The organism is Nonomuraea phyllanthi, from assembly GCF_006334985.2.
Taxonomy (GTDB): Bacteria; Actinomycetota; Actinomycetes; order Streptosporangiales; family Streptosporangiaceae; genus Nonomuraea; species Nonomuraea phyllanthi.
Window position 1 is genome coordinate 110,514 of the sequence record NZ_VDLX02000020.1, and the last position, 24,363, is coordinate 134,876.

21 protein-coding genes are annotated in these 24,363 nt (G+C 71.5%); 11 read left to right on the forward strand and 10 right to left on the reverse strand.

What is annotated here, in order from left to right; genetic code table 11:
- The first annotated feature begins 93 nt into the window (after positions 1-93).
- The gene (locus FH608_RS39960) at positions 94-546 is read left to right on the forward strand and encodes a GyrI-like domain-containing protein (RefSeq protein ID WP_139635620.1); all 453 of its coding nucleotides are present in this window, start codon (positions 94-96) and stop codon (positions 544-546) included.
- Between the two features lie 93 nt (positions 547-639).
- Here FH608_RS39960 and FH608_RS39965 read toward each other — a convergent pair whose 3' ends face one another.
- Complete coding sequence (locus tag FH608_RS39965) at positions 640-1,158, reverse strand: TetR/AcrR family transcriptional regulator (RefSeq protein WP_139635621.1); 519 nt, start codon at positions 1,156-1,158, stop codon at positions 640-642.
- An 83-nt stretch (positions 1,159-1,241) separates the two neighbouring features.
- On the opposite strand from FH608_RS39965, the gene FH608_RS39970 reads away from it, so the two are divergent.
- Positions 1,242-2,474 carry an FAD-dependent monooxygenase gene (locus tag FH608_RS39970; RefSeq protein ID WP_139635622.1) on the forward strand — a complete coding sequence of 411 codons (1,233 nt, stop codon included), beginning with the start codon at positions 1,242-1,244 and terminating at the stop codon, positions 2,472-2,474.
- Here the strand turns inward: FH608_RS39970 and FH608_RS39975 are convergent.
- The gene (locus tag FH608_RS39975; protein WP_139635623.1) at positions 2,429-3,550 is read right to left on the reverse strand and encodes a CaiB/BaiF CoA transferase family protein; all 1,122 of its coding nucleotides are present in this window, start codon (positions 3,548-3,550) and stop codon (positions 2,429-2,431) included. The genes FH608_RS39970 and FH608_RS39975 overlap by 46 nt on opposite strands.
- Before the next feature lie 118 nt (positions 3,551-3,668).
- Between FH608_RS39975 and FH608_RS53275 the strand changes: the two genes are divergently transcribed.
- The 4 genes from FH608_RS53275 (at position 3,669) to FH608_RS39995 (ending at position 8,913) form a co-directional block, all read left to right on the forward strand.
- Positions 3,669-5,198 (forward strand): serine/threonine-protein kinase, encoded by a 1,530-nt coding sequence (locus FH608_RS53275; RefSeq protein WP_226900318.1) that lies wholly within the window; start codon positions 3,669-3,671, stop codon positions 5,196-5,198.
- Entirely contained in the window at positions 5,195-6,163 is a 969-nt protein-coding gene (locus tag FH608_RS39985; protein WP_139635624.1) for an NAD(P)-dependent oxidoreductase, read from the forward strand. The genes FH608_RS53275 and FH608_RS39985 overlap by 4 nt, the downstream gene beginning before the upstream one ends.
- A 124-nt stretch (positions 6,164-6,287) precedes the next feature.
- Complete coding sequence (locus FH608_RS39990; RefSeq protein WP_226900319.1) at positions 6,288-7,649, forward strand: FAD-binding oxidoreductase; 1,362 nt, start codon at positions 6,288-6,290, stop codon at positions 7,647-7,649.
- Positions 7,650-7,653: 4 nt separating this feature from the next.
- On the forward strand, positions 7,654-8,913 hold the full coding sequence (locus tag FH608_RS39995) for an SAM-dependent methyltransferase (RefSeq protein WP_139635625.1): 1,260 nt from the start codon (positions 7,654-7,656) through the stop codon (positions 8,911-8,913).
- Positions 8,914-9,188: 275 nt separating this feature from the next.
- Here the strand turns inward: FH608_RS39995 and FH608_RS40000 are convergent, their stop codons facing one another.
- Genes FH608_RS40000 through FH608_RS40015 form a run of 4 tightly spaced genes read right to left on the reverse strand, consistent with a single transcriptional unit; the run spans position 9,189 to position 12,068 of the window.
- Positions 9,189-10,010 (reverse strand): aminoglycoside phosphotransferase family protein, encoded by an 822-nt coding sequence (locus FH608_RS40000; RefSeq protein WP_139635626.1) that lies wholly within the window; start codon positions 10,008-10,010, stop codon positions 9,189-9,191.
- Positions 10,007-11,014, reverse strand: coding sequence for a phosphotransferase (locus FH608_RS40005; protein ID WP_139635627.1), 1,008 nt, complete (start codon positions 11,012-11,014; stop codon positions 10,007-10,009). The genes FH608_RS40000 and FH608_RS40005 overlap by 4 nt, the downstream gene beginning before the upstream one ends.
- 32 nt (positions 11,015-11,046) lie before the next feature.
- Complete coding sequence (locus tag FH608_RS40010; RefSeq protein ID WP_139635628.1) at positions 11,047-11,754, reverse strand: HAD family hydrolase; 708 nt, start codon at positions 11,752-11,754, stop codon at positions 11,047-11,049.
- Positions 11,751-12,068: a MarR family transcriptional regulator gene (locus FH608_RS40015; RefSeq protein WP_226900320.1), complete on the reverse strand. Its 318-nt coding sequence runs from the start codon at positions 12,066-12,068 to the stop codon at positions 11,751-11,753. Before FH608_RS40015 ends, FH608_RS40010 begins: the two co-directional genes overlap by 4 nt.
- A 32-nt stretch (positions 12,069-12,100) precedes the next feature.
- Between FH608_RS40015 and FH608_RS40020 the strand changes: the two genes are divergently transcribed.
- Positions 12,101-12,418: an SgcJ/EcaC family oxidoreductase gene (locus tag FH608_RS40020; RefSeq protein WP_226900334.1), complete on the forward strand. Its 318-nt coding sequence runs from the start codon at positions 12,101-12,103 to the stop codon at positions 12,416-12,418.
- Positions 12,419-12,523: 105 nt separating this feature from the next.
- On the opposite strand, the gene FH608_RS40025 is transcribed toward FH608_RS40020, so the two are convergent.
- Positions 12,524-14,059, reverse strand: a complete 1,536-nt coding sequence (locus tag FH608_RS40025; protein ID WP_139635630.1) for a long-chain-fatty-acid--CoA ligase — start codon at positions 14,057-14,059, stop codon at positions 12,524-12,526.
- A 123-nt stretch (positions 14,060-14,182) separates the two neighbouring features.
- Here FH608_RS40025 and FH608_RS40030 point away from each other — a divergent pair, with 123 nt between their 5' ends.
- Entirely contained in the window at positions 14,183-15,724 is a 1,542-nt protein-coding gene (locus tag FH608_RS40030) for a GMC family oxidoreductase (RefSeq protein WP_139635631.1), read from the forward strand.
- On the opposite strand, the gene FH608_RS51940 is transcribed toward FH608_RS40030, so the two are convergent.
- Positions 15,708-15,845, reverse strand: coding sequence for an aromatic-ring hydroxylase C-terminal domain-containing protein (locus FH608_RS51940; protein ID WP_153264414.1), 138 nt, complete (start codon positions 15,843-15,845; stop codon positions 15,708-15,710). The two genes, FH608_RS40030 and FH608_RS51940, sit on opposite strands and share 17 nt — an antisense overlap.
- 105 nt (positions 15,846-15,950) lie before the next feature.
- Here FH608_RS51940 and FH608_RS40035 point away from each other — a divergent pair, with 105 nt between their 5' ends.
- The gene (locus FH608_RS40035) at positions 15,951-16,832 is read left to right on the forward strand and encodes an alpha/beta fold hydrolase (protein ID WP_139635632.1); all 882 of its coding nucleotides are present in this window, start codon (positions 15,951-15,953) and stop codon (positions 16,830-16,832) included.
- On the opposite strand, the gene FH608_RS40040 is transcribed toward FH608_RS40035, so the two are convergent.
- On the reverse strand, positions 16,822-17,859 hold the full coding sequence (locus tag FH608_RS40040) for a methyltransferase domain-containing protein (protein WP_226900321.1): 1,038 nt from the start codon (positions 17,857-17,859) through the stop codon (positions 16,822-16,824). The genes FH608_RS40035 and FH608_RS40040 overlap by 11 nt on opposite strands.
- A gap of 205 nt (positions 17,860-18,064) precedes the next feature.
- Between FH608_RS40040 and FH608_RS40045 the strand changes: the two genes are divergently transcribed.
- The gene (locus FH608_RS40045; protein ID WP_139635633.1) at positions 18,065-19,306 is read left to right on the forward strand and encodes a cytochrome P450; all 1,242 of its coding nucleotides are present in this window, start codon (positions 18,065-18,067) and stop codon (positions 19,304-19,306) included.
- Between the two features lie 2 nt (positions 19,307-19,308).
- On the opposite strand, the gene FH608_RS40050 is transcribed toward FH608_RS40045, so the two are convergent.
- Complete coding sequence (locus FH608_RS40050) at positions 19,309-21,441, reverse strand: hypothetical protein (RefSeq protein WP_139635634.1); 2,133 nt, start codon at positions 21,439-21,441, stop codon at positions 19,309-19,311.
- Between the two features lie 433 nt (positions 21,442-21,874).
- On the opposite strand from FH608_RS40050, the gene leuS reads away from it, so the two are divergent.
- Positions 21,875-24,355 carry a leucine--tRNA ligase gene (gene leuS / locus FH608_RS40055; protein WP_139635635.1) on the forward strand — a complete coding sequence of 827 codons (2,481 nt, stop codon included), beginning with the start codon at positions 21,875-21,877 and terminating at the stop codon, positions 24,353-24,355.
- Positions 24,356-24,363 lie beyond the last annotated feature (8 nt).

A 24,363-nucleotide genomic window follows, 5' to 3' on the forward strand; every position in this document is an offset into this window, starting at 1 on the left:
AGGGATGCCCGATGCCGTGACGGGACACCAAAGAGTTTCCCCTTGTGAAGGGGGCTTATGATCGGCCCGGACACTTTTGGGGGAGGAGGGCCTGTGGACGTCATCGAACGGGCCGAGTTGATCGTGGTGGGCTTCGCCGTACGTACCACTAATGCCGACGAGATGGATCCGGCGCGGGCCAGGCTGCCCGCCCTGTGGCACCGGGCGGGTGCTCCGGGGGCCTTCGCGCACGTTCCGGGGCGCGTCGACGAGAATCTGTACGCCGTGCTGACCGACTATGAGAGCGACCACAACGGCGCCTACACGCAGATCGTCGGCATCGGGGTGCGCACGGTGCCGCGGCTGCCGGAGGGGATGGTGGCGGTCCGCGTGCCGGCCGCCAAGGCGTTGCTGGTCGAGGCCCGCGGGCAGTTGCCGCAGGCGCTGGTGGAGGCGTGGCAGCGGGTGTGGCAGCACACCGAGGCGGGCGGCGCGCCGGCGCGCGCGTTCACCACGGACCTCGAAGTCCACCACCGGGACGGCGCCGACCTCTACATCGCCGTCTGAAGACAGGATCCGGGAACGTCAGAGGCCGGGCGCGACGAACACCGGATCCGGAGCGTCAGGGGCCGGGTGCGGCGAAGGCCGGATCCGGAAGCGTCAGAGGCCGAGTGCGGCGGCCGCGGCCTCGACGGCCGCCGGCTTGACCTCGTCCATCGGCAGGTGAGCGTACTCCACCGAGCAGTCGGAGAGCCCGCCCAGGGCCACCGTCGCCCGGATGCGCTGCTCCTGCGTGAGGTCGCTCCCGAGCAGCAGCGTGATCAGCCGGCGCCGCCAGTCGAACATGCGCGTGCCCAGGTCGAGCACGCCCAGCGTGGTCACGTCGCGGATCATCATGGTGATCACGTCGCGGTGCCGCCAGGCCAGCTCGAAGTACTCGCCGAGCAAGGCCCGCGGGTCGCCCGGCCGCCGCGTGGTCACGAACCGCTCGATGTCCTCGACCATGGGCTGCACGATGCTCCGGACCAGGTCGTCGCGCGAGCTGAAGTGGTAGTAGAGCGCGGGCTTGGTGATGCCCAGCCGTTCTGAGATCTGGCGCAGGCTGGTGTTCTGGACGCCCTGCGAGAGGAAGAGCTCGCGGGCCACCTCCTGGATGCGGGCCTTGGTGTCACTGGGCATGGTCGCAGAATATCCCTTACCTTCCGTTAAGTAAGTGCGCTACGCTGAAGGCGGCTTACCAACCGTTAAGTAAGGAGGGGCCCATGCGAATCCTCATCTCCGGTGCGAGTGTCGCGGGCCCGGCCCTGGCCTACTGGCTCACCAGATACGGCTTCTCCGTCACCGTCGTGGAGCGGGCCCCGGCCCTCCGCAAGGCGGGGGGCCACGCGATCGACCTGTTCAGGCCCGCGATGGACATCGTGGAGAAGATGGGCGTCCTGGAGCACGTCCTGGCCGGGAAAACCGGCGTCGAGCGGCTCACGATCTACCGGGAGGGCCGATCGCGGCCCACCGAGCTGGACCTGAGCCGCGTGATGGGCGCGATCTCCGACCGGCACATCGAGATCATGCGCGACGACCTGAGCGAGATCTTCTACGACGCCACCCGCGACGACGCCGACTACGTCTTCGGCGACTCCATCGCGTCGATCTCGGACGACGGGCAGGTCGTGTTCGACAGCGGCAGGACGGACAGGTTCGACCTGGTCGTCGGCGCCGACGGCCTGCACTCGAACGTGCGGGGTCTGGTCTTCGGCCCCGAACAGCGGTTCACCACCTGGATCGGCGCCTACCTCGCGGTCATGTCCGTGCCCGACCACCTGGGGCTCGACGGGCGCATGGAGTGCGTCGCCGGGGTCGGCAGGATGGCCGGGATCGGCAGCACCGCCCACATGGACGACGCGCGGGCGGTGTTCCTGTTCAGGACGCCGGAGCCGCTCGACTACCACCACCGGGACGTCGACCGGCAGAAGCAGCTGCTGCGCGAGCACGTCGAAGGGCTGGGCTGGGAGGTGCCGAGGCTCATGGAGGAGCTGGACCGCACGCCGGCCTTCTACTTCGACTCGATCACCCAGCTGCGCATGGACACCTGGTCACGCGGCCGGGTCACGCTCGTGGGCGACGCGGGCTACTGCCCGGGCCCCGCCGTCGGCGGCAGCACGAGCCTGGCGGTCGTGGGAGCGTACGTGCTGGCGGGCGAGCTGGCCGCCCATGGCGGCGACCACACGAAGGCCTTCCCGGCGTACGAGGCCGAGATACGTGATTACGTACACCGCAGCCGCGCGTTCGCCGTCAACGCGGCCAAACGCATCGTCCCCGCGAGCAGGCTCGACCTGGCGGCGCTCGGCGGGGCCATCCGCCTGATCAACAGCCTCCCGGTCGCGCTGACCAGGGCGGCCGCCAAGATCGGCAGCAAGGGCGTGCGCCTGCACGACTCGATAGCGCTGAAGGACTACGCGAGCACGCCCTGGCCGCGCAGCTTCTCCGCCTCCTCCTGAGGCAGCCCCCAGGCGGACAGGTCGGTCAGGCGCGTGGCGGGGGAGAGGCCGGGCGCGGGCACGCCGAGCAGGCGCGGCGCGGGCACCGGCTGTGTGAGGCCGCCGACCTCGACGAACGAGCCGCGGGCGGTGTTGTGCGGGTGGGAGGCGGCCTCCGTCATGGACAGCACGGGCGACACGCACGCGTCGGAGCCGTCGAACAGCGCCTCCCACTCCGCCCGCGTCCGCTTCGCGAACTCCTCGGCCAGGCGGGCCCTCAGCGCGGGCCACTGCGCCTTGTCGTTCCTGTCGGGCAGGTCCTCCAGCCCCATCAGTCCGACCATCGCGTCCCAGAACTGCGGCTCCAGCGCCCCGACGGCCACGAACCCGCCGTCGGCCGTCTCGTACGTGTCGTACTGCGGGGCGCCGGTGTCGAGCAGGTTCGTGCCGCGCGGCCCCCAGAAGCCGCTCTGCGCGGCCTGGTAGAACATCGAGAACAGGATCGCCGCGCCGTCCACCATGGCCGCGTCGATCACCCGGCCCCTGCCGGTGCGCTCGCGCTCGAACAGGGCCAGGAGCACGCCGTACGCCAGCATGAGGCCGCCGCCGGCGAAGTCGCCGAGGATGTTGATCGGCGGGGTCGGCTTGTCGCCCTCGCGGCCCAGCATCGACAGCACGCCGGAGACGGCGACGTAGTCGATGTCGTGCCCGGCCGTGGGCGCCAGCGGGCCGTCCTGCCCCCAGCCCGTCATCCGGCCGTAGACCAGCCGCTCGTTGACGGCGTGCAGGTCGCCGGGGCCGATGCCGAGCCGCTCGGCCACGCCGGGCCTGAACACCTCGATCACCACGTCGGCGTGGCGCGCCAGCTCCTTGAACGCCGCCACGCCGGCCGGCGCCTTCAGGTCGAGCCCGACCGTGCGCTTGCCGCGGTCCATCACGTCGGTGCGCGGCCGGTCGGAGACGGCCTTGACCCGGTCGACCCGCAGCACCTCGGCACCGTGGTCGGCCAGCATCATCCCGGCGAACGGCCCGGGGGCGAGCCCGGCCAGCTCCAGCACCCGAACCCCGGCCAGAGGGCCGCTTCGAACGTCAGACACCCTCACAGTAGAACAACATTCGGTGATCTGTCGCAAGCCGCCTGCGTGACCTTCCCGCGAACCGCTGGCTGGTATGGGAAACTTGCCCACTGTGTTCGGGTGTCAACAGGGGTAGGGCATGGTTTCGGAGAGCAACCGGCTCGTCGCAGGACGTTACCAGTTACTGCGTGAACTGGGCCGCGGGGGCATGGGCGTGGTCTGGGAGGGGCAGGACACCCTGCTCAACCGGCAGGTCGCCATCAAGGAAGTGCTGCTGCCCGACGGTCTCTCGCCGGGGGAGCAGGAGCGCCAGCTGTTGCGTACCGCCCGCGAGGCCCGTACCGCGGCCAAGCTGACCCACCCCTCCGTCGTCGCGGTCTACGACGTCGTCGAGGAGGGCGGCCGTCCGTGGATCGTGATGGAGCTGCTGCGGCACCCCACGGTCGAGCAGGTCGTGCTCACCTCGGGGGCGCTGCCCGTACGCGAGGCGGCGGAGCTGGGCCGTCAGGTGCTGTCCGCGCTGAAGACGGCGCACGAGGCGGGCATCCTGCACCGGGACGTCAAGCCGGGCAACATCCTGCTGGCCGACGACGGCCGGGCCGTGCTCATGGACTTCGGCATCGCCACCGTCGAGGGCGACCCGTCGCTCACCAAGACCGGCATGGTGACCGGCTCGCCGAGCTTCCTCGCCCCCGAACGGGTCCGCGCCGAGAACGCCGGACCGGCGTCCGACCTGTGGTCGCTGGGCGCCACGCTGTACGCCTGCATGGTGGGGCGCTCGCCGTTCGAGCGGGGCGACCCCATGTCGACGCTGAACGCGCTGCTCACCGAGGAGCCCGACTACCGCAGGATCCCGCCGATCATGCACCCGGTGCTGCGCGGCCTGCTGCAGAAGGAGCCGGAGCAGCGGGTCGACGCCGAGGAGGCCGACCGGCTGCTCGCCGCGATCCTCGCGGCCAGGCCGGCGCACCTCGACCGGGACGTGCCCGAGAGGAGGCGGGGCGGCCGGAGCCGGGCCCTGCTCGCGGCGGCCGCGGCCGCGGTGGTGATCATCGCGGGCGGCGCGGTGGCGTACTTCCAGCTCGACTCGCCGGCGGAAGGAGCCCCGCGCGCCTCCGCCAGGCCCGCCGCGGTGACCGTCCCGCTCACGCCGACGGTCACGCCGACCCCTAGTGCGACGCCCACGGCGACGCCCAGCGCGACGCGGGCCGTCCCGGCCGTACGGATGTGGAAGTCGCGCGACGGCTGGTCGATCATGCGGCCGGCCGGCTGGCGGGGCTCGCTCGCCGAGGCGTACACCGAGTGGACCCGCCGGGACGGGGCCGCGCACCTGGGCGTCGAGGCCGTCTACGCCACGCTCGACCCGAACCAGATCCTGCGCGACTCGGAGGAGGCGATGCGGCAGAACGCCGCAACCGTCGTCAACCGGGGCCGCAGGGCCGTCGTGCACCAGGGCACCAGGGCCGTGGAGTGGGAGTTCTCCTGGACCGCGGGCAGCGAGGGCGACGCCCGCTGGGTCAGCCCCGGCACCCGCTATCACGAGGTACGGCGGGCCCTGGCGATCGGCGACACCGCCTACATCGTGTCCTGGACGGTCACCGAGGCCCAGTGGGCGCGTAACAGGGGGCTCATGCGGCAGGTGATCAGCAGCTTTACTGTGGGGGCATGAGCCCCTGGAACCTGCTCGCCCTCCCCCCGCTCCCCGAAGAGCTCATGCGCCGCCTGCTCGCCCCGCTCGGTGACCGGGTCAGCGTGCGCGTGCCCGCCTCCCGCGACCGTGACGCCCTGCTCGCCGCACTGCCCGAGGCGGAGATCGTGCTCGGCGACTGGACGGGCACGCTCGTGCTGGACGCCGAGGCCGTCAAGGCGGCGCCCCTGCTGGCGTTCGCGCAGCAGCCGTCCGTCGGCGTCGACGGCCACGACCTCGGCGCCCTGGCGGCGGCCGGGGTGCCGCTGGCCAACACGCCGGGCGTCAGCGCGGTGGCGGTCTCGGAGTGGTGCCTGGCCGCCACGCTCGCGCTGCTGCGCAAGCTGGCCGCCGCCGACTCCGCCGTACGCGCGGGGGAGTGGCCGCAGCAGGGCCTGCAACCGGGCGAGCTGCGCGGCCGGCGGGTCGGCGTCGTCGGCTACGGGCCGATCGGCGCCACCAGCGCCGGGCTGTTCCGCGCGCTCGGCTGCCACGTGACGTACTGGACCCGCACGCCGCGCGAGGACCCCGGCTACGAGCCCCTGGAGACGCTCCTGGCGGAGAGCGACGTGGTGGTCGTGGTGATCGCGCTCTCCGACGAGACCCGCGGCCTGGTCGATCCCGGCCGCATGAAACGCGGCGCGCTGCTCGTCAACGCGGCGCGGGGCGGCGTCGTCGACCAGCCGGCGCTCGTCGCGGCCCTGCGCGAGGGCCACGTGAGCGGCGCCGCGCTCGACGTCTTCGACGAGGAGCCCCTGCCCGCCGGCGACCCGCTGCGCGACCTGCCCGGCGTCCTGCTGTCGCCGCACGTCGCGGGCGTCACGCCGGAGGCCACGGGCCGCCTGCTCGCGGCCACCCTGGACAACCTCGCGGCGGCCGTCGAGGGTCGCGAGGTGGACCACGTGGTCAACGGCGTGTCCCCCATGATCCGCAGGAAGTTGGCGTAACCACTTCCATCCAGGCATTTCACCTGGCACGATGAACAGTTTTCGTGTCTTTAACGACCCCGGTCTGTTCCGGGTCGCGCGCTAGAGATACCTTCTTACGGACGATCTCTACGAAGGAGGGGCTGTGACGACGAAGCTGTCGACACACCAGCAGGCAGTAGAGCAGATCCGGCAGTCGTACGCCGAGATTCCGGGTGATGCCGCCCCTCGCCTGGCCAAGTCGACGTCCAACCTTTTCAGGTTCCGCGACTCCGGCAAGACGGCCAAGCTCTCGGCCAGGGATCTCGACGAGGTCATCAGCGTCGATCCCGACACCATGACCGCCGAGGTCCAGGGCATGACGACGTACGAGCACCTGGTGGACGCCACGCTGCCGCACGGGCTCATGCCGTACGTGGTGCCGCAGCTCAAGACGATCACGCTCGGGGGCGCCGTCACCGGGCTCGGCATCGAGTCCACCAGTTTCAGGGACGGCCTGCCGCACGAGTCGGTGGAGGAGCTCGAGATCCTCACCGGCGACGGGCGCGTCATCGTGGCCCGCGACGACAACGAGCACCGCGAGCTGTTCAGGGCGTTCCCCAACTCCTACGGCACGCTCGGCTACGCCCTGCGCATCAGGATCAAACTGCGCAAGGTCCAGCCGTACGTGCGCCTGACGCACATCAGGTTCACCGACGCGGCCAAGTGCATGCTCGCCATGCAGGAGATCTGCGAGAGCATGGTGCACGACGGCGAGAGCGTCGACTTCGTGGACGGCGTCTTCTTCGGCCCGCAGGAGATCTATCTCACGGTCGGCCGGTTCGCCGAGCGGGCCCCGTACGTCTCCGACTACACGGGGATGCGCATCTACTACCAGTCCATCAGACGGCGCAACCGCGACTGGCTGACCACGCGCGACTACCTGTGGCGCTGGGACACCGACTGGTTCTGGTGCTCGCGGGCGTTCGGCGTGCAGCAGCCCGTCGTCCGCTCCCTCATGCCGCGCCGCTACATGCGTTCCGACGTCTACCGCCGCCTCGTGGCGCTGGACAGGAAGTACGGCGTGACCGCCCGGATCGACCGGTGGCGGGGGCAGCCGGTCCAGGAGTCCGTCATCCAGGACGTCGAGGTCCCGGTCGAACGTGGGGCGGAGTTCCTGGAGTTCTTCCACGCGAAAGTGGGGATGACTCCGGTGTGGATGTGCCCGTTGAGGGCCGGCTCCCGCTGGCCGCTCTATCCTCTCGAACCGGGCAAGCTTTACGTCAACTTCGGATTCTGGGGCATGGTGCCGCTGCCGCGGGGGCAGTTCGACGGCTACTACAACCGGTTGATCGAGCACGAGGTGCACGAGCTCGACGGCCACAAGTCGCTCTACTCGACCTCCTTCTACGCTCGCGAGCAGTTCTGGCGGCTGTACAACGGCGATGCCTACTGGCCGGTCAAGCGGGAATACGACCCGAGCGGTCGCTTGCTGGACCTGTACGAAAAATGTGTAGCGGGAAGGTGAGCCGGTGGGGCTGTCAACCATCTTTGAGAAGATCGTCGGCACGGAAGCAAACGTCGCATTCCAGGCATACGACGGCAGCAAGGCAGGGCCGGACGGGGCCGACCTGAGCATCGAGGTCAAGTCGCCCATCGCGGTCGCCTACCTGGCGCAGGCGCCGGGCGAGCTGGGGCTGGCCAGGGCGTACATCTCCGGGCACATCGACGTGCACGGCGACATGTACACCCTGCTCGACCGCATGTGGAACATCACCACCAACGACCTGACCACCTCTGAGAAGATCGCCGCCGTCCGCTCGCTCGGCGTCAAGCCGCTCCTCATGCGCGTGCCGCCGCCCCCGCAGGAGATGCGCCAGAGCGCCCTCGCCCGGCTGGGCTCACGCCACGCCAAGCAGCGCGACGCCGAGGCCATCCATCACCACTACGACGTCTCCAACCGCTTCTACGAGTGGGTGCTCGGCCCGTCCATGGCCTACACCTGCGCCGCGTTCCCCTCCGAGGACGCCACCCTCGAAGAGGCCCAGTTCGCCAAGTTCGACCTGGTGGCCCGCAAGCTCGGCCTCAAGCCCGGCATGCGCCTGCTCGACGTCGGCTGCGGCTGGGGCGGCATGGTCATGCACGCCGCCAAGCACTACGGCGTCAAGGCCCTCGGCGTGACGCTGAGCAGGCAGCAGGCCGAATGGGCACAGAAGGCGATCGTCGACGCCGGCCTGCAGGACCTGGCGGAGGTCCGCTTCATGGACTACCGCGACGTCCAGGAGGGCGGCTTCGACGCGGTCAGCTCGATCGGCCTCACCGAGCACATCGGCAAGGCCAACATCCCCGGCTACTTCGCCTTCCTGTACGGCAAGCTCAAGCCGGGCGGCCGGCTGCTCAACCACTGCATCACCCGGCCGACCGGCAAGGAGAAGACCTTCAACAAGGGCGGCTTCATCAACCGCTACGTCTTCCCCGACGGCGAGCTCGAGTCGGTGGGCTGGCTCATCCGGCAGATGGAGGACCTCGGCTTCGAGATCCGCCACGAGGAGAACCTCCGCGAGCACTACGCCAAGACGCTCCGCCACTGGTGCGACAACCTCGACGCCAACTGGGACGACGCGGTGGAGGAGGTCGGCATGGGCACGGCCCGGGTGTGGGCCCTGTACATGGCGGGCTGCATCGTGGGCTTCGAGCGCAACAAGGTCCAGCTCCACCAGGTGCTGGGGGTCAAGCTGCACGAGAACGGCCACTCCGACGTGCCGCTGCGCCCGGCCCGCGACTGGCCCTGAGCCCGTCGAGGGGAAGGCGCCGCTCGCCGGTCGTGCCCACCCGTTACCCGGTTACCGGGTGGGCCGACGGTGCGGTCACGTGGATGCTTTCCGGTCTTTGGCGTGCTTGCCGCGGCTGGTGCGGGTTTCGTCCTCGGCGGCGTCCTCTTGGGGCTCTGGTGGCTCGTCCTTGGGACCATGGGGCTTGGCGTGCCTGCCCACGTGCTCTCCTTTGCCAGACATCACTGCTGAGGGTGACTTTATGGCTACAGTATGCAATGAGCAAGTCAGGGACGTCAGCCGTCCAGGAGGGTGAGGACGCGTCGCGCCTGGTGGTCGAGGGTTCCGGGCGGGTTGCGGTGGGTGGCGGGGCCGCCGGGGCCGAGCATGAGGAGCCAGCCCAGCGCGATCAGCCGCCTGAACTCCCGCACGCGGGCCGCCTCGCCCGCTGACAGATCCAGCTGGGCCAGCAGCAGGTCGGTGTCCAGATGGCCGTCCGCGTGGGAGATGTGCTCGCACAGGTCGGCGAGCTCGAAGGCGCGGTCGGCGCGGCCGGAGTCCTCCCAGTCGACGAGGTGGACGCGGGCGCCGGCGGCGTCCCACAGGTAGTTGGCGCGGTTGCCGTCGGCCAGGCCGAGCACCGGCGGGAACGGATCGGCCGGGAGCCGGTCGATGGAGGGGCCCGACAGCCAGGCCGTTCCCAGGGCGCGGGCCTGCCGGACGGTGGGGGAGTCGCCGAGGTCGGGGTCCTCGGCGACGCGGGCGCGTACGTGCGCGACGGCCGCGGCCGGGTGCCATGCGGCGGGCTTGAGCGATTCCGCGGCGGGGACGGTGCGGTGGAGGCGGGTGAGGGCGGCGGCGAGCGCCCTGACCTGCTCGGGGCCGGCGACCTGGCCGCGCAGCGGGGTGCCGGGCAGGCGGCTCATCACCACGGTGGGCGGGGTGCCGTCGAGGTCGGCGCCGAGCGGGGTGGGGGCGAGGCCGGGGGCGTGCTCGGCGAGCAGGTGGAGCGCGGTCCACTCGCGGTGGGGTTCGAGGCGGTCCCAGGAGCGGTATCGCTTGATCACGATCTCGTCGTGGATCTCGACGTCGTGGGTGGCGACCTGGCTGACGCTCACGGGATCTGCTCCTCCTCGCCGTGCCGCTCGGACCGTGGGTCGGGTGGGGTGGCGAGCGGCGGAAAGCGGTCCTCGGACGCCAGGGCTTCGAGGGTTCCCGTGAGGCTCGTCCAGCTCAGCTCGGCGTCCGCCGTACGCCCGTGCGGCGCGCGGAACCACTGGACGAACTCGGCCACGTCGTCGAGCGCCCACCGCAGCCGGTAGAGCTCCAGCACCCGGGGGTCGGGGGTGCGGCCGGTGGCGGCGGCGTAGCGGGCGAGATCGTCGGCGTCCTCGGCCACCAGCCAGAGGTCGCGTTCGGGCGGCGCGAGCCCGACCGTGTCCCAGTCGACCAGCCACCGCCGCTCGCCCGCGCCCAGCACGTTGCCGGGATGGGGCTCCCCGTGCGTCACGACGGGCTCCCCTGCGACGGCCGCCGTCCGGTCGAACTCCGCGAGCCTGCGGCGCAGGGTCCCGGCGTGACGGGCGACCAGCTCCCTGGCCGGTTCGGAGTACGGGCCGCCGGACCAGGGCGGGCGCGTGTCCTGGAGCGCCTGCTCCAGCCCTGCCCGGCCGGCCAGGTGCAGAGGACGCGGCGGGGTGGACAGCGGGGGCGGGGTGGTGTGGAGGGCGGCGAGCAGGTCGATGATCGCGGCCCGCTCGCCGGCCGGCCGCTCCTCGCCGAACCGGCCGGAGGCGGCATCCACGAAGGGGAAGACGCTCATGGCCCAGCGGTGGCGGTCGAGCCGCAGGAGTGTCGCGCCCTCGGTCGTGCGCAGCGGCGCCACCACGAACCCGAGCCCCGCCTCCTCGCGCAGCGCCGACGCCGTGTCCATGGCCAGGGCGAGATCGTCGACGTCGCGGCGGCGTACGTCGGCGATCGTGACGAACCAGCGCCGGTCGGCGATCCAGTGATAGTCGCCGAAGCCCACCGGCGCGTAGTCCAGCGTGCGGGCCTCCACGCCCCACGCGCGGAGTGCGGGCCGCAGCAGCCCCTCGTCGAACGAATCCGGGCGATCTCGCATCCGGCCACGCTATCCGCCTCCAGCGGCTCGCCTCACCCGGATGAGGAGCCCGATCGGATGAGGAGCTCGATGGCGGAGAGCACGTCGCCCACGGCGTGATCGGCCGCGACCGCGGAAGAGCCCCCACCTGCCTCCACGCCAGAGCCCTCACCGGCGCTCCCGGCGGTGACTCCGCGGTCGATCCAGATGGTCCGGAGCCCGGCGGCCCGCCCACCTTGAATGTCCTTGACCGGATCGTCCCCCACGACCCACCCGCCCGCTCCCAGTTCCGCACCGCACCGGCGGGCCGCGATCTCGAACAGCCGCACGTCGGGTTTGCGCACGCCCTCGGCCTCCGAGATCGCCCACCCGTCCACCCGCGCCGCCAGCCCGGTGCGCTCCAGCTTGCCCGTCTGGTTGTCCGCCATGCCGTTCGTCACGATCCCCACCACCCACCCGGCGGCCCTCAGCCGGCCCAGCCCGTCGAGCACCTCGCCCCGGCACGACACCAGGAGGGGAAGCCGGGCCCGGTACGCCAGCCACAGCTCCCCGGCCGGCTCCGGCAGGCCGAACCGCTCGCGTACGCGGGAGAAGAACGCGTCCATCGGCAGGGACCCGTCGGCGTCCAGCGCCACCAGCCACGGCACGGCGCCGTCCCCGAGCCGCCGCTCGGCGGCGAACTCGGCGGCCCACCGCTTGAAGGCGGCCAGCCGGTCGATCAGCGTGTTGTCCAGGTCGAAGAGCGCCAGAGGCCGGGTCACGCGTTCCTCGCCGCGGCGATGAGGCCCTCCGGCGTGCCGGCCGACTCCACCATGACCTTGCGCCGGTCGGCGGGGTCGGGGACACGGCGGGCGTGGCCGCCGCGCTCCAGGCGGTCGATGAGGCGGGTCGTGGCTCCGGTGGTGAGGCCTGCGCGCACGGCCAGCTCGCCGGAGGTCAGCGGCCCGGTGAGGTCGAGCAGGTTGAGCGCGTGGTAGTCGGTGGCGTTGAGCCCGGCGGCCTCGGCGGCGGCGAGGCTGTTGAGCACCATGGCGCTCAGGTAGTGCCGGAAGGTGACGCTCGGATCGGTGGGCAAACCTCACTCCTCTTCCTTGAGTTGACATCTGCATCTATGCCGGCACCGTCTACGACGGCCGCGACGACATCGCGGCCGGTCACCAGGCGCTGTTCGACAGCGTGCTGAAGGGGACGACGATGGTCAACGAGATCGACGAGGTGCGCTTCTACGGGCCCGGCACCGCCGTCGTGGCCGGCCGGGGCGACGTCGCGAAGAAGCGCGGCAAGCTCACCAAGGTGCGGACCTGCACCGTGGTCCGCGAGGGCGACGGCACGTGGCGCATCGCCTCGTTCCACAACACCAAGCGCCGGCCGCTGATGGAGGCGGTGTCGTTCACGTACATGCCGGCCAGCCGGCCGCGCCGATGAGCGGCGCGCGCGGTGGGGAACGCGGGCGGACCCGAGGCGGCGTGGCGTCCCCTCGCGGGAGTGAACGCCACGCCCCCGCCGAAGGCCGAGGGTGGGTAAGGACGGTTACCGCAGCTCGCGCTTGAGGATCTTGCCGGTGGCGGTCATCGGCAGCGACTCGCGAAACTCGACCACCCGGGGGTACTTGTAGGCCGCCATGGTCTCCTTGGCCCAGGCGATCAGCTCGTCCTCCGTGATCTCCGAGCCGGGCGTGCGGATGACGTACGCCTTGATCTCCTCGCCGTGGGAGTCGTGCGGCACGCCCACGACGGCGGCCAGCGACACGGCCTCATGGGTCATCAGCACCTCCTCGACCTCGCGCGGATAGACGTTGAACCCGCCACGGATGATCATGTCCTTGGCCCGGTCGACGATGGAGTAGTAGCCGTCCGCGTCGCGGGTGGCGATGTCGCCCGTGCGGAACCAGCCGTCCTTCATCACCTCGGCCGTCGCCTCGGGGCGGCCGTAGTAGCCCTTCATGATGTTGTGCCCCCGGACGGCGATCTCTCCGGGGCCCTCACCGTCGACGGTCTTCCAGTCGCCGTCGACCAGCTTCATCTCCACGCCCCAGATCGGCGTGCCGATCGTGCCCGGCTTGGTGGGGCGGCCGAGCTGGTTGAAGCTGGCCACCGGCGAGGTCTCCGACAGGCCGTACCCCTCCAGGATGCCGATGCCGAAGGTGCGCTCGAAGTCCTTGAGCACCTCCACCGGCGAGGACGCGCCGCCCGCGACCGCGATGCGCAGGCTGCGGGGCACCTCCACGCCGTCCGCGTGGATCTTGGAGAGCATGCCCCAGTACATGGTGGGCACCCCGGCGAAGAACGTCACGCCCTCCTTGACCATGAGTGCCAGCGCCTCGCCCGGGTCGAAGCGGGGCATCAGCACGACGGTCGCGCCGCGCAGGAAGCCGGTGTTCATCACCACGGTCTGGCCGAAGGAGTGAAACAGCGGCAGCACGGCCAGGTAGGTGTCGCCCTCGTCGGACCCGGGGAACATCGTGTCGCTGACCATGGCGTTCATCAGCATGTTCTGGTGGCTGAGCTCGGCGCCCTTGGGCTGGCCCGTGGTGCCGGAGGTGTAGAGGATCACGGCGGTGTCGTCGGGGGCGGTCTGCACGGTCTCGAAGTCGCTCGCCATGCCGCCCAGCGCGGCCCAGATCGACTCGCCGTACGGGGACTCGGTCGCGAGCGGGGTGGCGGGCAGCACGAAGAAGTGCTCGCAGCCCTGCGCCGCCTCGAAACCGGCCCTGCCGCGCTCGCCCAGCGGCAGCTCGGGCGTGCCCTCGAAGCAGAACAGCGCCTTGGCGTCGCTGTCGTCGAGGTGGTAGGCGATCTCCCGCGACTGCAGCAGCACGTTGAGCGGCACCACCGTGGCGCCGGCCTTGAGGATGCCGAAATAGATGAACGGGAAGTACGGCAGGTTGGGACAGGCCAGCGCCACCTTGTCGCCCTTGCCGACCCCGCGTGAGACGAGCAGGTTCGCGACCTGGTTGGCGACGGTGTCGATCATCGAATAGGGGAGCCGCATGTCCCCGAAGACGATGGCCGTGCCATCGGGGGTGTTCCTGGCGCTGTCCTCAAGGACGACGGACAGGTTGAGCATGACGCCTTCCTCCTCTTACCCGGGGGCTCGGCGCCATCCTCGCAGGCGAACAAACCGACTGGTAGGTAACCGAGGTCACAAGTGGATATGGACGTGCCCGCGCGGCTGGAGTAAGCAGGTGCCATGGAATACGACTACGTGATCGTCGGGGCGGGGTCCGCGGGGTGTGTGCTGGCCAACCGGCTCTCGGAGGACCCCGGCGTGACGGTGGCGCTGGTCGAGGCCGGCGGGTCCGACGGCAAGCTGGAGATCCGCATGCCGGCGGGTTTCGCGAAGCTGTTCAAGACCGGCTACGACTGGGACTACACCACGGCCAAGCAGGGCGAGATGTCCGGCCGGGAGCTCTACTGGCCGAGGGGCCGCGTGATCGGCGGCTCGTCCTCGCTCAACGCCCAGATGTGGGTGCGCGGCTGCCAGCGCGACTACGACCAGTGGGGCGTGCCCGGCTGGTCGTACGACGAGGTGCTGCCGTACTTCACCAGGGCCGAGCACCGCGTCGGGAGCAACGAGGGCGGCGTCTACGGCACCGAGGGCCCGCTCTACATCTCCGAGCTGCGCAGTCCCAACGTCACCACGGCCGCGTTCCTCAAGGCGTGCGGGGAGCTCGGGCTGACCCGGCTCGGCGAGCTGAACGGGCACTCCAACGAGGGCTACTGTCCCACGCCGGTCACCCAGCGCCGGGGCCGCAGGTGGAGCGCGGCCGACGGCTACCTGCGCCCGGCCGAGGACCGGCCCAACCTGCACGTGATCACCGGGGCCACGGTGGAGCGGGTGGTGTTCGACGGCCGGAGGGCGATCGGCGTCGAGCACGGCGGCGTCCGGATCGGGGCCAGGCGCGAGGTCGTGCTGTCGGCGGGCACGATCGGCTCGCCCCACCTGCTGATGCGCTCCGGCGTGGGCGACCCCGGCGAGCTGCGCGAGGCCGGGATCGAGGTCGTGCGCGAGCTGCCCGAGGTCGGCAGGAACCTGCAGGACCACCTCTCGACGGGCGTGTTCGTCGAGTGCACGAAGCCGGTGACCCTGGCCAGGGCGGAGTCGATCGGCAACCTGCTGCGCTACCTCCTGCTGCGCTCCGGCATGCTCACCACGAACGTGGGGGAGGCGGTCGCGTTCATCAGGACCTCGGAGGAGGAGCCGGCGCCCGACATCGAGCTGATCTTCGCGCCCGTGCCGTTCCTCGACCACGGCCTCACCCCGCCGACCGGTCATGGGCTCACCGTCGGGGTCGTGCTGCTGCAGCCAGACAGCCGCGGCAGGGTCGGGCTCAACGGCGGCGACGTCGTCATCGACCCCGCCTACCTGACCGCGGAGGCCGACATGAAGCGGCTGGTCGCGGGGTTGAAGATGGCCAAGCAGGTGTTCGCCACCTCGGCGATGAGGCCGTACGCGGGCGGGCCGATGGAGCCCTACTGGGCGCCGGAGAGCGACGAGGAGCTCGCGCAGTGGGTCCGCGAGCGCGGCGAGACGCTCTACCACCCCGTCGGCACCTGCCGCATGGGGACCGACGACGCCTCCGTGGTGGACCCCGAGCTGCGGGTACGCGGTGTCGAGGCGCTCAGGGTGGTGGACGCGTCGATCATGCCGACGCTGAACCGGGGCCACACCCACGCCCCCGCCATCATGATCGGGGAGAAGGGGGCCGACCTGATCAGGAAGGCGTCCTAGCCGTCCCGGCGTACGCGCCGAGCGCCTCGGCGAGGCCCTCCTCCCCGCGCCAGGCCACGAACCCGTCCGGCCGCACGAGCAGCGTGCCGTACGGCCGGCCCTCGATCACGTGCACCGGCACGCCCGGAGCAGCCACCGGCGCGGCGGCGAACACGCGGCGGGGCGGCCGGGGGCACCGCCCGTGGTGGTACTCCTCGGACGGGGCCGAGTGCTAGGTTTCGCAGTCATGGAGATCAGGACTGTCCACGCCAATGGTGTGGAGTTCGCGTATCTGACGTTGGGTGAGGGGCCGCTGGCGCTGTGCCTGCACGGCTTCCCCGACACCGCCCACACCTGGCGGCACCTGATGCCCGCGCTGGCCGAGCGCGGCTACCGCGCCGTCGCGCCGTTCATGCGCGGCTACGCCCCCACCGAGGTGCCCGCCGACGGCGCGTACGAGGGCGCCGCGCTGGTCGCCGACGTCCGCGCGCTGCACGAGGAGCTCGGCGGCGACCAGGACGCGGTCGTCATCGGGCACGACTGGGGCGCCTTCCCCGCCTACCACCTGGCCGGCCGCTTCCGCCGCGCGGTCGCGCTGGCCGTGCCGCCGCCCGGCTCGCTCGGCGCGGGGCTGCTCGACTACGACCAGCTCAAGCGCTCCTTCTACATCTTCCTCTTCCAGACCGGCCTCGGTGAGCGGGCCGCCGCGCGCCCCGGCTTCTTCGAGCGCCTCTGGCGCGACTGGTCGCCGGGCCACGACCCGGCCGAGGACCTGGAGTTCGTACGGCGCAGCATCGGCGAGCCCGCCAACCTGAGCGCGGCGCTCGGCTACTACCGCGCCATGCTCGGCACCACGCCGCCCTCCGGCCGCTACCCGGCCCTGGAGGACGGCACCACCGGCCCGGTCCTCTACCTGCACGGCGCCCAGGACGGCTGCCTGAGCGCCGACCTGGCCAAGGGCGCCCTGGCCCACCTGCCCGCCGGGTCGCGGGCCGAGCAGGTCGCGGGCGCCGGGCACTTCCTCCACCTGGAGCGCCCGGCCGAGGTCAACCGCCTCGTCCTCGACTGGCTCGGCACCTCCTCCTCGGCCGAGATGACGCAGGTCCGCCCGCGGGGCTTCACCTCCTGAGGTTCGCTCTCCTGAGGACGGCGATCGCCGGATGCAGCCCCGACAGGCTCACCCGTACGGTCTCCTCCACCGCGAACCCGCGCGGGACCTCGCCGTGCACCAGGGCCACGGCCAGCCCGTCGCCGGACAGCACCCGCCGGACCTCCCGCCACAGCGGCCCGAGGCCGCGCGCCAGCAGCCCGCGCGGCGGCACCTGGCGCCCCCAGGGCGGGTTGACCAGCACCCGGTCCATGCTGCCGCCGACCACGGGGATCCGCCCCGCGTCGGCCACGCCCCACCGGAACGCCGCCCGGCCGCCCGCGTTGGCGGCGGCGGCGCGCAGCGCGGCGCGGTCGTGGTCGAAGCCCAGCAGGCGCGCGCCCGGCGCCAGCGCGCGCGCCTCGATGAGCGTGGTGCCCGCGCCGCAGCACGGGTCGAGCACCGTGCCCGCCTCCCCGAGGCGGGCCAGCGCCGCCATCGCGGCGGCCACCGGCGGGTGCAGCGTGCCCCGGATCGAGGCCGTCTTGTACGTCCGCCGGTGCAGCGGCCGCTCGGCCAGGCGCAGCGCGATGAGCGCCTGGTCGCCCTCGATGGTGACCCGCCACGCCATGGCGCCCTCCGGCGGGCGCGCCCCGTCCCTCCTGGAGTGGTACGGCAGCCGTAGCGGCCGCGCCAGCTCGGCCCCGACCGCGTCCTCGATCTCGAACCTCGTGTAGGTGCGGTGCCCCACGAACGAGGCCGACACCTCCACCGCGCAACCGGCCGGGCCGCCGCTCGCGCCGGCCAGACCGGCGGCGTCCACGTCGCGCGCCGCGCGGGCCAGGCGGCGCAGCGCGGTGCGGTCGTGGCCGATCCCGTCCACGACGGCGGCGGCGAGCAGCACGTCGTCCGCCGTCCGCAGCCCCAGCAGGTCGGCCCCCGGCGCGGCCTCGAACCACACCTCGCGGTGGCGCACCCCGCGCACCACACCCAGCCGGGAACGTCGAATCTCCGCGGCGACCAGGGGCTCGATTCCATGCACGGCCCTGGCCACGGCAAATGCAGCCAACTGTCCTTCTCCCACGTCGCGACCCGGGACGGCGCTCGCTCAGCCGTCCCGCATCGCCGGCGGTGGGGTCGTCCGCGACCCGCCGGCGGATCGCTAGCGGAGGTGGAAGAAGTACATGAACGTCACCCTAGTGCCACTTCGTCACTGACAGCGATGGAATTTCGGAGGCGTTGACGTAAGTGGCCACTTTCCGAATGATGGCCTCATGAGCGTCCTCGACTTCGACCTCTCGGACCGCGATTTCTGGGCCAGGCCCATGAGCGAGCGCGAGGAGGCGTTCGAGCGGCTGCGTGCCCTGCCCGCCCCGGCCTTCTTCGAGGAGATGGAGATCGACATCGCGCCCAGGGGGCCCGGCTACCACGCGCTGGTCAGGCACGCCGACATCCTGGAGGCCAGCCGCACCCCCGAGGTCTTCTGCTCGGGAGACGGCGGGGCGACGAACGTGCCCGACATGCCCGCCGAGTTCGCCGAGTACTTCGGCTCGATGATCAACATGGACGACCCGCGCCACGCCAGGCTGCGCCGGATCGTCTCGCGCGCCTTCACACCCAAGATGATCAAGCAGTTCGAGGACGACGTGGCCGCCGCGGCCGCCGCCATCGTGGACGACCTGCTGGCCAAGGGTCCCGGCTGCGACTTCGTGACCGAGGTGGCGGCCCGGCTCCCCTTGAAGATCATCTGCGACATGATGGGCATCCCCGAGCGCGACTACCAGTTCGTCTTCGACCGCTCCAACATCATCCTCGGCGGCTTCGACCCCGAATACGGCGGCTCCGACCTCGGCCAGCTCGCCGAGCGCCTGCTCAACGCCGGCATGGAGCTGCAGCAGCTCGTCCAGGACCTCGCCGCCCATCGCGCCGAGCACCCCACCAGCGACCTGATCTCCTCGCTGGTCAACGCCAACATCGACGGCGAGCGGCTGACGCTGCAGGAGCTGGGCTCGTTCTTCATCCTGCTGGTGGTGGCCGGCAACGAGACCACCAGGAACGCCATCTCCCACGGCCTGCACCTGCTCACCGAGAACCCCGGCCAGCGCGACGTGTGGCTCCAGGACATCGACGGGCACGCGCCCAAGGCGGTGGAGGAGATCGTCCGGCTCGCCTCCCCGGTCAACTTCATGCGCCGCAAGCTCACCCGCGATCACGAGATGAACGGCAACCTCTACCGCAAGGGCGAGAAGGCGGTGCTGTTCTACTGGGCGGCCAACAGGGACGAGGCCGTCTTCGCCGACCCGTACCGCTTCGACGTCACCCGCGACCCCAACCCGCACGTCGGCTTCGGCGGGCCGGGGCCGCACTTCTGCCTCGGGGCGCACCTGGCGCGGCGCGAGATCACGGTGATGTTCCGCGAGCTGCTGCGCCGCGTCCCCCGCATCGAGGGCGGCACCCCCGATCGGCTGCACTCCATGTTCATCAACGGGATCAAGCACATGGAGTGCAGGTTCTAGCCCTACGCGTTGAGCTTGAGCTGGTTCATCACCGTGCGGACGTCGGGCATGAGCTGCTTGCTCTCCGCGGGGATCGAGATGTAGACGATGGCCGGCACGTCGCCGCCGGTGTTGACGGCCATCGTCACGATCGTGGCCTTCTCGGTCGGTGACGTCAGCGCGTACGCGATCAGCCGGCCCGTCGAGTCACCCACCTTGATGGCCTGCTGGGCGATCTTCTTGACCTTGTTGCCGTCGGGGAAGAAGCGCTTGCGGGCGTCCAGCACGACCTGCCTGATGACCGGCTCCAGGTTGTCCTGGTCGTAGTACGAGGCCAGCTTCTGCGGCAGCGGGCCCGACATCACCTGGGCCGCCGTGTCCTCCGCGACCAGGACGTACTGGCGGGTCTCGTACCCGTAGGTGGACTTCATCGTGGCGCGCTGGTCCAGCCGCCAGGTGCCGCCCAGGCGCGGGAGCGAGATCCCGGCTGCGGCGTCGGTCAGCCTGCCGACGACCGGGGCGGGCTTGCCCGCGTACTTCGGCAGCGGGCCGATCGAGGAGGCCTTCGTGGGGGGCGTCGACGGCGGCGGGGTCGCCGTCTGCTCGGCGGCGGCGGTGGAGCTCTGCGGGTCCTCGCCGGCCAGCGGGCCCGCGAGGAACGCCCACAGCAGCGCGATCACCAGCGCGACCGCCACGGAGCCGCCCAGGGCGTAGATCCAGATCGGCTTGCCCTGCTCCTCGTCCAGCGGGTCCTGCTCGCCCATCGCCTGGTAGTTGTCACCGAAGACGGTGTTCCAGAGCTCCTGCTGGCGCTCCGGCGGCGGGGTGCGCGAGCCGCTGATCTGGCCGGCGGTCACGAACGGGCGGTCGGGGTCGGAGGGGTCGCGGTTCAGGTTGGAGCCAGGGCGCGGGGCGCCGTTCTGGTCCTCGGCCGGGGGCGTGGGCGCGGTGCTGGGGTGCGAAGAATCCATGGTGGGGGAGGAGGGGACGGCGCGGTCGTTGAGGAGGTTCGCGGAGTGCTGGGCGTAGGTGACCGTCCGCTCGTCGGCCGGGTGGTTCCTGGGCGGCGCGTGCGCGCCCTGCGGAAGGTCGTCCACCTGGTACATCGCCGTGCGGTCGGCGGGGGAGGCGTCCGCGTTCCGGTCCGAGGCGGGCCAGGGGCCGGGGGACTGGCCGGGGGACTGGCCGGGGGAGTGGACGTCCGGCCAGGAACCGGCGGGCTGGGCGGGCGGCTGCGCCCACGCCGGGACGGGGTCGGGCACCTGGGGCCGGTCGCCGGCCCGGGAGCCCTGGCCCTGCGGCGGCGCGTCGGGCCACGCGGCCGGGCCCCCTCCGCGCTGCGGCGCTCCGGCGGCTCCGCCGGGCCGGTCCGGGGCGCCCTGCGGTGCGCCGCCGCCGATGCCGTTCGGCAGGGACCCCATGCCTTGCGGGTGGTCTGCCATGCCCTGCGGGTTTCCCTGGCCCTGGGAGTGGTTTCCCCTGCCCTGGGGGCCGCCTGTGAAGCCCTGCGGCGGCGTGTCCGGCCAGGAGGACGGCCCGGCGCCGCCCTGAGGCGAGGGGTCCGGCCAGGACGACGGGTCGGGGCCGCCCTGCGGGGGCGAGGCTTCCGGCCAGGAGGTGGGGATCTCCGGGGAGGACGCGTCGGGCCACGACATCGGCACGTCCTGCCGTGGCGGGTCCGTCCGTCCGGTGTCCCGTCGCGGCGCGTCGGGCCAGGCCGGCGCCCCGCCCTGCGGGGACGCGTCCGGCCAGGAGGAGGGACCTGCGCCGCCCCGCGGCGGGGTGTCCTGCCCCGGGTGCGCCCCGCCGCCCGGGAGCGACGCGTCGGGCCAGGAGGACGGCCCGGCGTTGCCGGGGGATGTGGAGTCGGGCCAGGAGGAGGGTCCGGAGTTGCCCTGCGTCGAGGAGTCGGGCCAGGAGGACTGCGCCGGGGGGAGGTCGGGCCACGACGAGGGGCCTGAGGCGTCCTGGCGGGCGCGCTGGGCTTCGGGACGGGCGGGCTCCGCCTGGGGTGCCTGGTGGCGGGGGCGGCGCGGGGGCTCGGGCCAGGAGTCGTCCTTGCGCGGCGGCTCCGGCCACGACGGGTCCTGGTTCGCCGGCCTCGGGGCCTCGGGCCAGGATGGTGGCAGGTGTGGTCCGGAATTCTCCGTTGCCATGGCTGCCGGCCCTCCCGAGGTTCTGTCCGGATAACCCGTTATATCCGGATTTGACGTACCAGGCATGATCTCATGGGATTTTCCAAGAGACGCAGGTGGTTCCGCAGCGAAACGAGCGAAGCCGCGCGGATCCGTCGGCGGGTCCTGCATGGGCAGGTCCACCTCCGGCCGGTCGGGCTCAGCTGGGTACACCACGGCGACAAGGGTATTCTTCTGGGACGAATGAGGTCACAACGGATACATCACCATCAGGTCTCGCTGCATCTGAAGGATCCATTGTGCCTGCGGAGCCTGATCGAGTATCTGCATTCAGCCGAAGACGTGCGCTAGGCTTGACACATGCGTTCCGCGACCCTGCTTCTTAGCGGGCCGCGACGGCCCTGAAGATTCTCGCCGTCGCGGCTGCCCCTCGTTGTGCACGAGGGGTTTTCTTATGGGTCCGAGTCAAGCCAGAAGGACAGTAGCCGTGAGTGAGTACGATCCGCAGGCGCTGCAGGCCAAGTGGCAGCAGCGATGGGAGGAGCAGGAGCCATACCGGGCGAACGAGGACCCGGCCGACCCGCGTGAGCGCCGCTACATGCTCGACATGTTCCCCTACCCCTCCGGCGACCTGCACATGGGCCACGCCGAGGCGTTCGGACTGGGCGACGTCATCGCGCGTTACTGGTTCCAGAAGGGCTACAACGTCCTGCACCCGATCGGCTGGGACTCCTTCGGCCTGCCGGCGGAGAACGCCGCGATCAAGCGGAACGCGCACCCCGCCGAGTGGACCTACGCCAACATCGAGACGCAGGCCACCTCGTTCAAGCGCTACGCGCTGTCCTTCGACTGGTCGCGCCGCCTGCACACCAGCGACCCCGACTACTTCCGGTGGAACCAGTGGCTGTTCAACCGGTTCTTCGAGCGCGGCCTGGCCTACCGCAAGGGCGGCCTGGTCAACTGGTGCCCCAACGACCAGACCGTGCTGGCCAACGAGCAGGTCGTGGCGGGCAAGTGCGAGCGCTGCGGCGCCGACGTCATCAGGCGCGAGCTGACGCAGTGGTACTTCAAGATCACTGACTACGCGCAGCGCCTGCTGGACGACATGGACCAGCTGGACGGCTGGCCGGAGCGGCTGCTGACCATGCAGCGCAACTGGATCGGCCGCTCCGAGGGCGCCGACGTGCTGTTCGAGATCGAGGGCCGCGACGAGCCGGTCCACGTCTACACCACGCGCCCCGACACCCTGTTCGGCGCCACGTTCTTCGTGGTCGCCGTGGACGCCGCGCTGGCCGACGAGATCGTCACCGACGAGCACCGCCCCGCCTTCGAGGCCTACCGCGCCGAGGTCGCCAAGCTGAGCGACATCGAGCGGCTGTCCACCGACAAGGACAAGACCGGCGTCTTCCTGGGCCGCTACGCGATCAACCCGGTCAACGGCGAGCGCATCCCGGTCTGGGCGGCCGACTACGTGCTGTCCGACTACGGCCACGGCGCCATCATGGCCGTGCCCGCCCACGACCAGCGCGACCTGGACTTCGCGCTGAAGTTCGGGCTGCCGGTGAAGGTGGTCGTGCACACCGGGCTGGCCGACCCGGGCGAGACCGGCGAGGCCACGCCGGGCGAGGGCACCCTGGTCAACTCCGGCCCGCTCGACGGGCTGAGCAAGGTCGAGGCCATCGCCAAGATCATCGAGATCCTGGAGCGCGAGGGCAGGGGCACGGGCGCGGTCAACTTCCGGCTGCGCGACTGGCTGCTGTCGCGCCAGCGCTTCTGGGGCACGCCGATCCCGATCATCCACTGCCCCGACTGCGGCGAGGTGCCCGTCCCCGACGAGCAGCTGCCGGTCACGCTGCCCGACATGCGCGGCGAGGCACTGGCGCCCAAGGGCGTCTCCCCGCTGGCCAGCGCCACCGAGTGGGTCAACGTCGAGTGCCCCAAGTGCGGCGGTCCGGCCAGGCGCGACACCGACACGATGGACACGTTCGTCGACTCGTCGTGGTATTTCCTGCGTTACTGCTCGCCCGGCTACACCGACGGCCCGTTCGACGTCGAGCAGGTGCGCAAGTGGGGCCCGATCGACCAGTACGTCGGCGGCATCGAGCACGCCGTGCTGCACCTGCTGTATTCGCGGTTCTTCACCAAGGTCCTGCACGACATGGGCATGGTCGACTTCTCCGAGCCGTTCAGGCGCATGCTGAACCAGGGCCAGGTGATCAACGGCGGCAAGGCGATGTCGAAGTCCCTGGGCAACGGCGTGGACCTGGGGCAGCAGATCGACGACTACGGCGTCGACGCCGTACGCCTGACCATGGTCTTCGCCGGGCCGCCCGAGGACGACATCGACTGGGCCGACCTGTCGCCGGCCGCGTCGCAGAAGTTCCTGGCCCGCGCGCTGCGCGTCATGTCCGAGGTCGAGGCCGCGCCCGGCGTGCCGTTCGAGGGCGGCGACCTGGCGCTGCGCAAGGTCACCCACCACACGATCGACGAGGTCACCAAGCTGATCGAGGGGCAGCGCTTCAACGTCGCGGTGGCCCGCATGATGGAGCTGACCTCGGCCACGCGCAAGGCCATCGACTCGGGGCCGGGCGCCGGTGACCCGGCCGTGCGCGAGGCCGCGGAGACGCTGGCGATCATGCTGTCGCTGGTGGCCCCCTACACCGCGGAGGAGGGCTGGGAGCGGCTGGGCCGCACCGGTCCCGTGGCCGTCGCCGGGTGGCCGGTGGCCGAGCCCGAGCTGCTGGTCCAGGAGTCGGTCACCTGCGTCGTGCAGGTGGCCGGCAAGGTGCGCGACCGGCTGGAGGTCTCGCCGGACGTCAGCGAGGACGAGCTGCGGGCGCTGGCCCTGGCCTCGGAGAAGGTGGCGCCCTACCTGACGAACTCGCCGCGCAAGGTGATCGTCCGGGCCCCCAAACTGGTCAACATCGTTCCGTAACACCCCGG

Bases quoted from the DNA above. Each gene is read 5' to 3' on its own strand.
- FH608_RS39965 (WP_139635621.1), bottom strand. From the start codon at position 1,158: ATGCCCAGTGACACCAAGGCCCGCATCCAGGAGGTGGCCCGCGAGCTC.
- FH608_RS39970 (WP_139635622.1), top strand. From the start codon at position 1,242: ATGCGAATCCTCATCTCCGGTGCGAGTGTCGCGGGCCCGGCCCTGGCC.
- FH608_RS53275 (WP_226900318.1), top strand. From the start codon at position 3,669: ATGGTTTCGGAGAGCAACCGGCTCGTCGCAGGACGTTACCAGTTACTG.
- FH608_RS39985 (WP_139635624.1), top strand. From the start codon at position 5,195: ATGAGCCCCTGGAACCTGCTCGCCCTCCCCCCGCTCCCCGAAGAGCTC.
- FH608_RS40005 (WP_139635627.1), bottom strand. From the start codon at position 11,014: ATGCGAGATCGCCCGGATTCGTTCGACGAGGGGCTGCTGCGGCCCGCA.
- FH608_RS40025 (WP_139635630.1), bottom strand. From the start codon at position 14,059: ATGCTCAACCTGTCCGTCGTCCTTGAGGACAGCGCCAGGAACACCCCC.
- FH608_RS40030 (WP_139635631.1), top strand. From the start codon at position 14,183: ATGGAATACGACTACGTGATCGTCGGGGCGGGGTCCGCGGGGTGTGTG.
- FH608_RS40035 (WP_139635632.1), top strand. From the start codon at position 15,951: ATGGAGATCAGGACTGTCCACGCCAATGGTGTGGAGTTCGCGTATCTG.
- FH608_RS40045 (WP_139635633.1), top strand. From the start codon at position 18,065: ATGAGCGTCCTCGACTTCGACCTCTCGGACCGCGATTTCTGGGCCAGG.
- FH608_RS40050 (WP_139635634.1), bottom strand. From the start codon at position 21,441: ATGGCAACGGAGAATTCCGGACCACACCTGCCACCATCCTGGCCCGAG.
- leuS (WP_139635635.1), top strand. From the start codon at position 21,875: ATGGGTCCGAGTCAAGCCAGAAGGACAGTAGCCGTGAGTGAGTACGAT.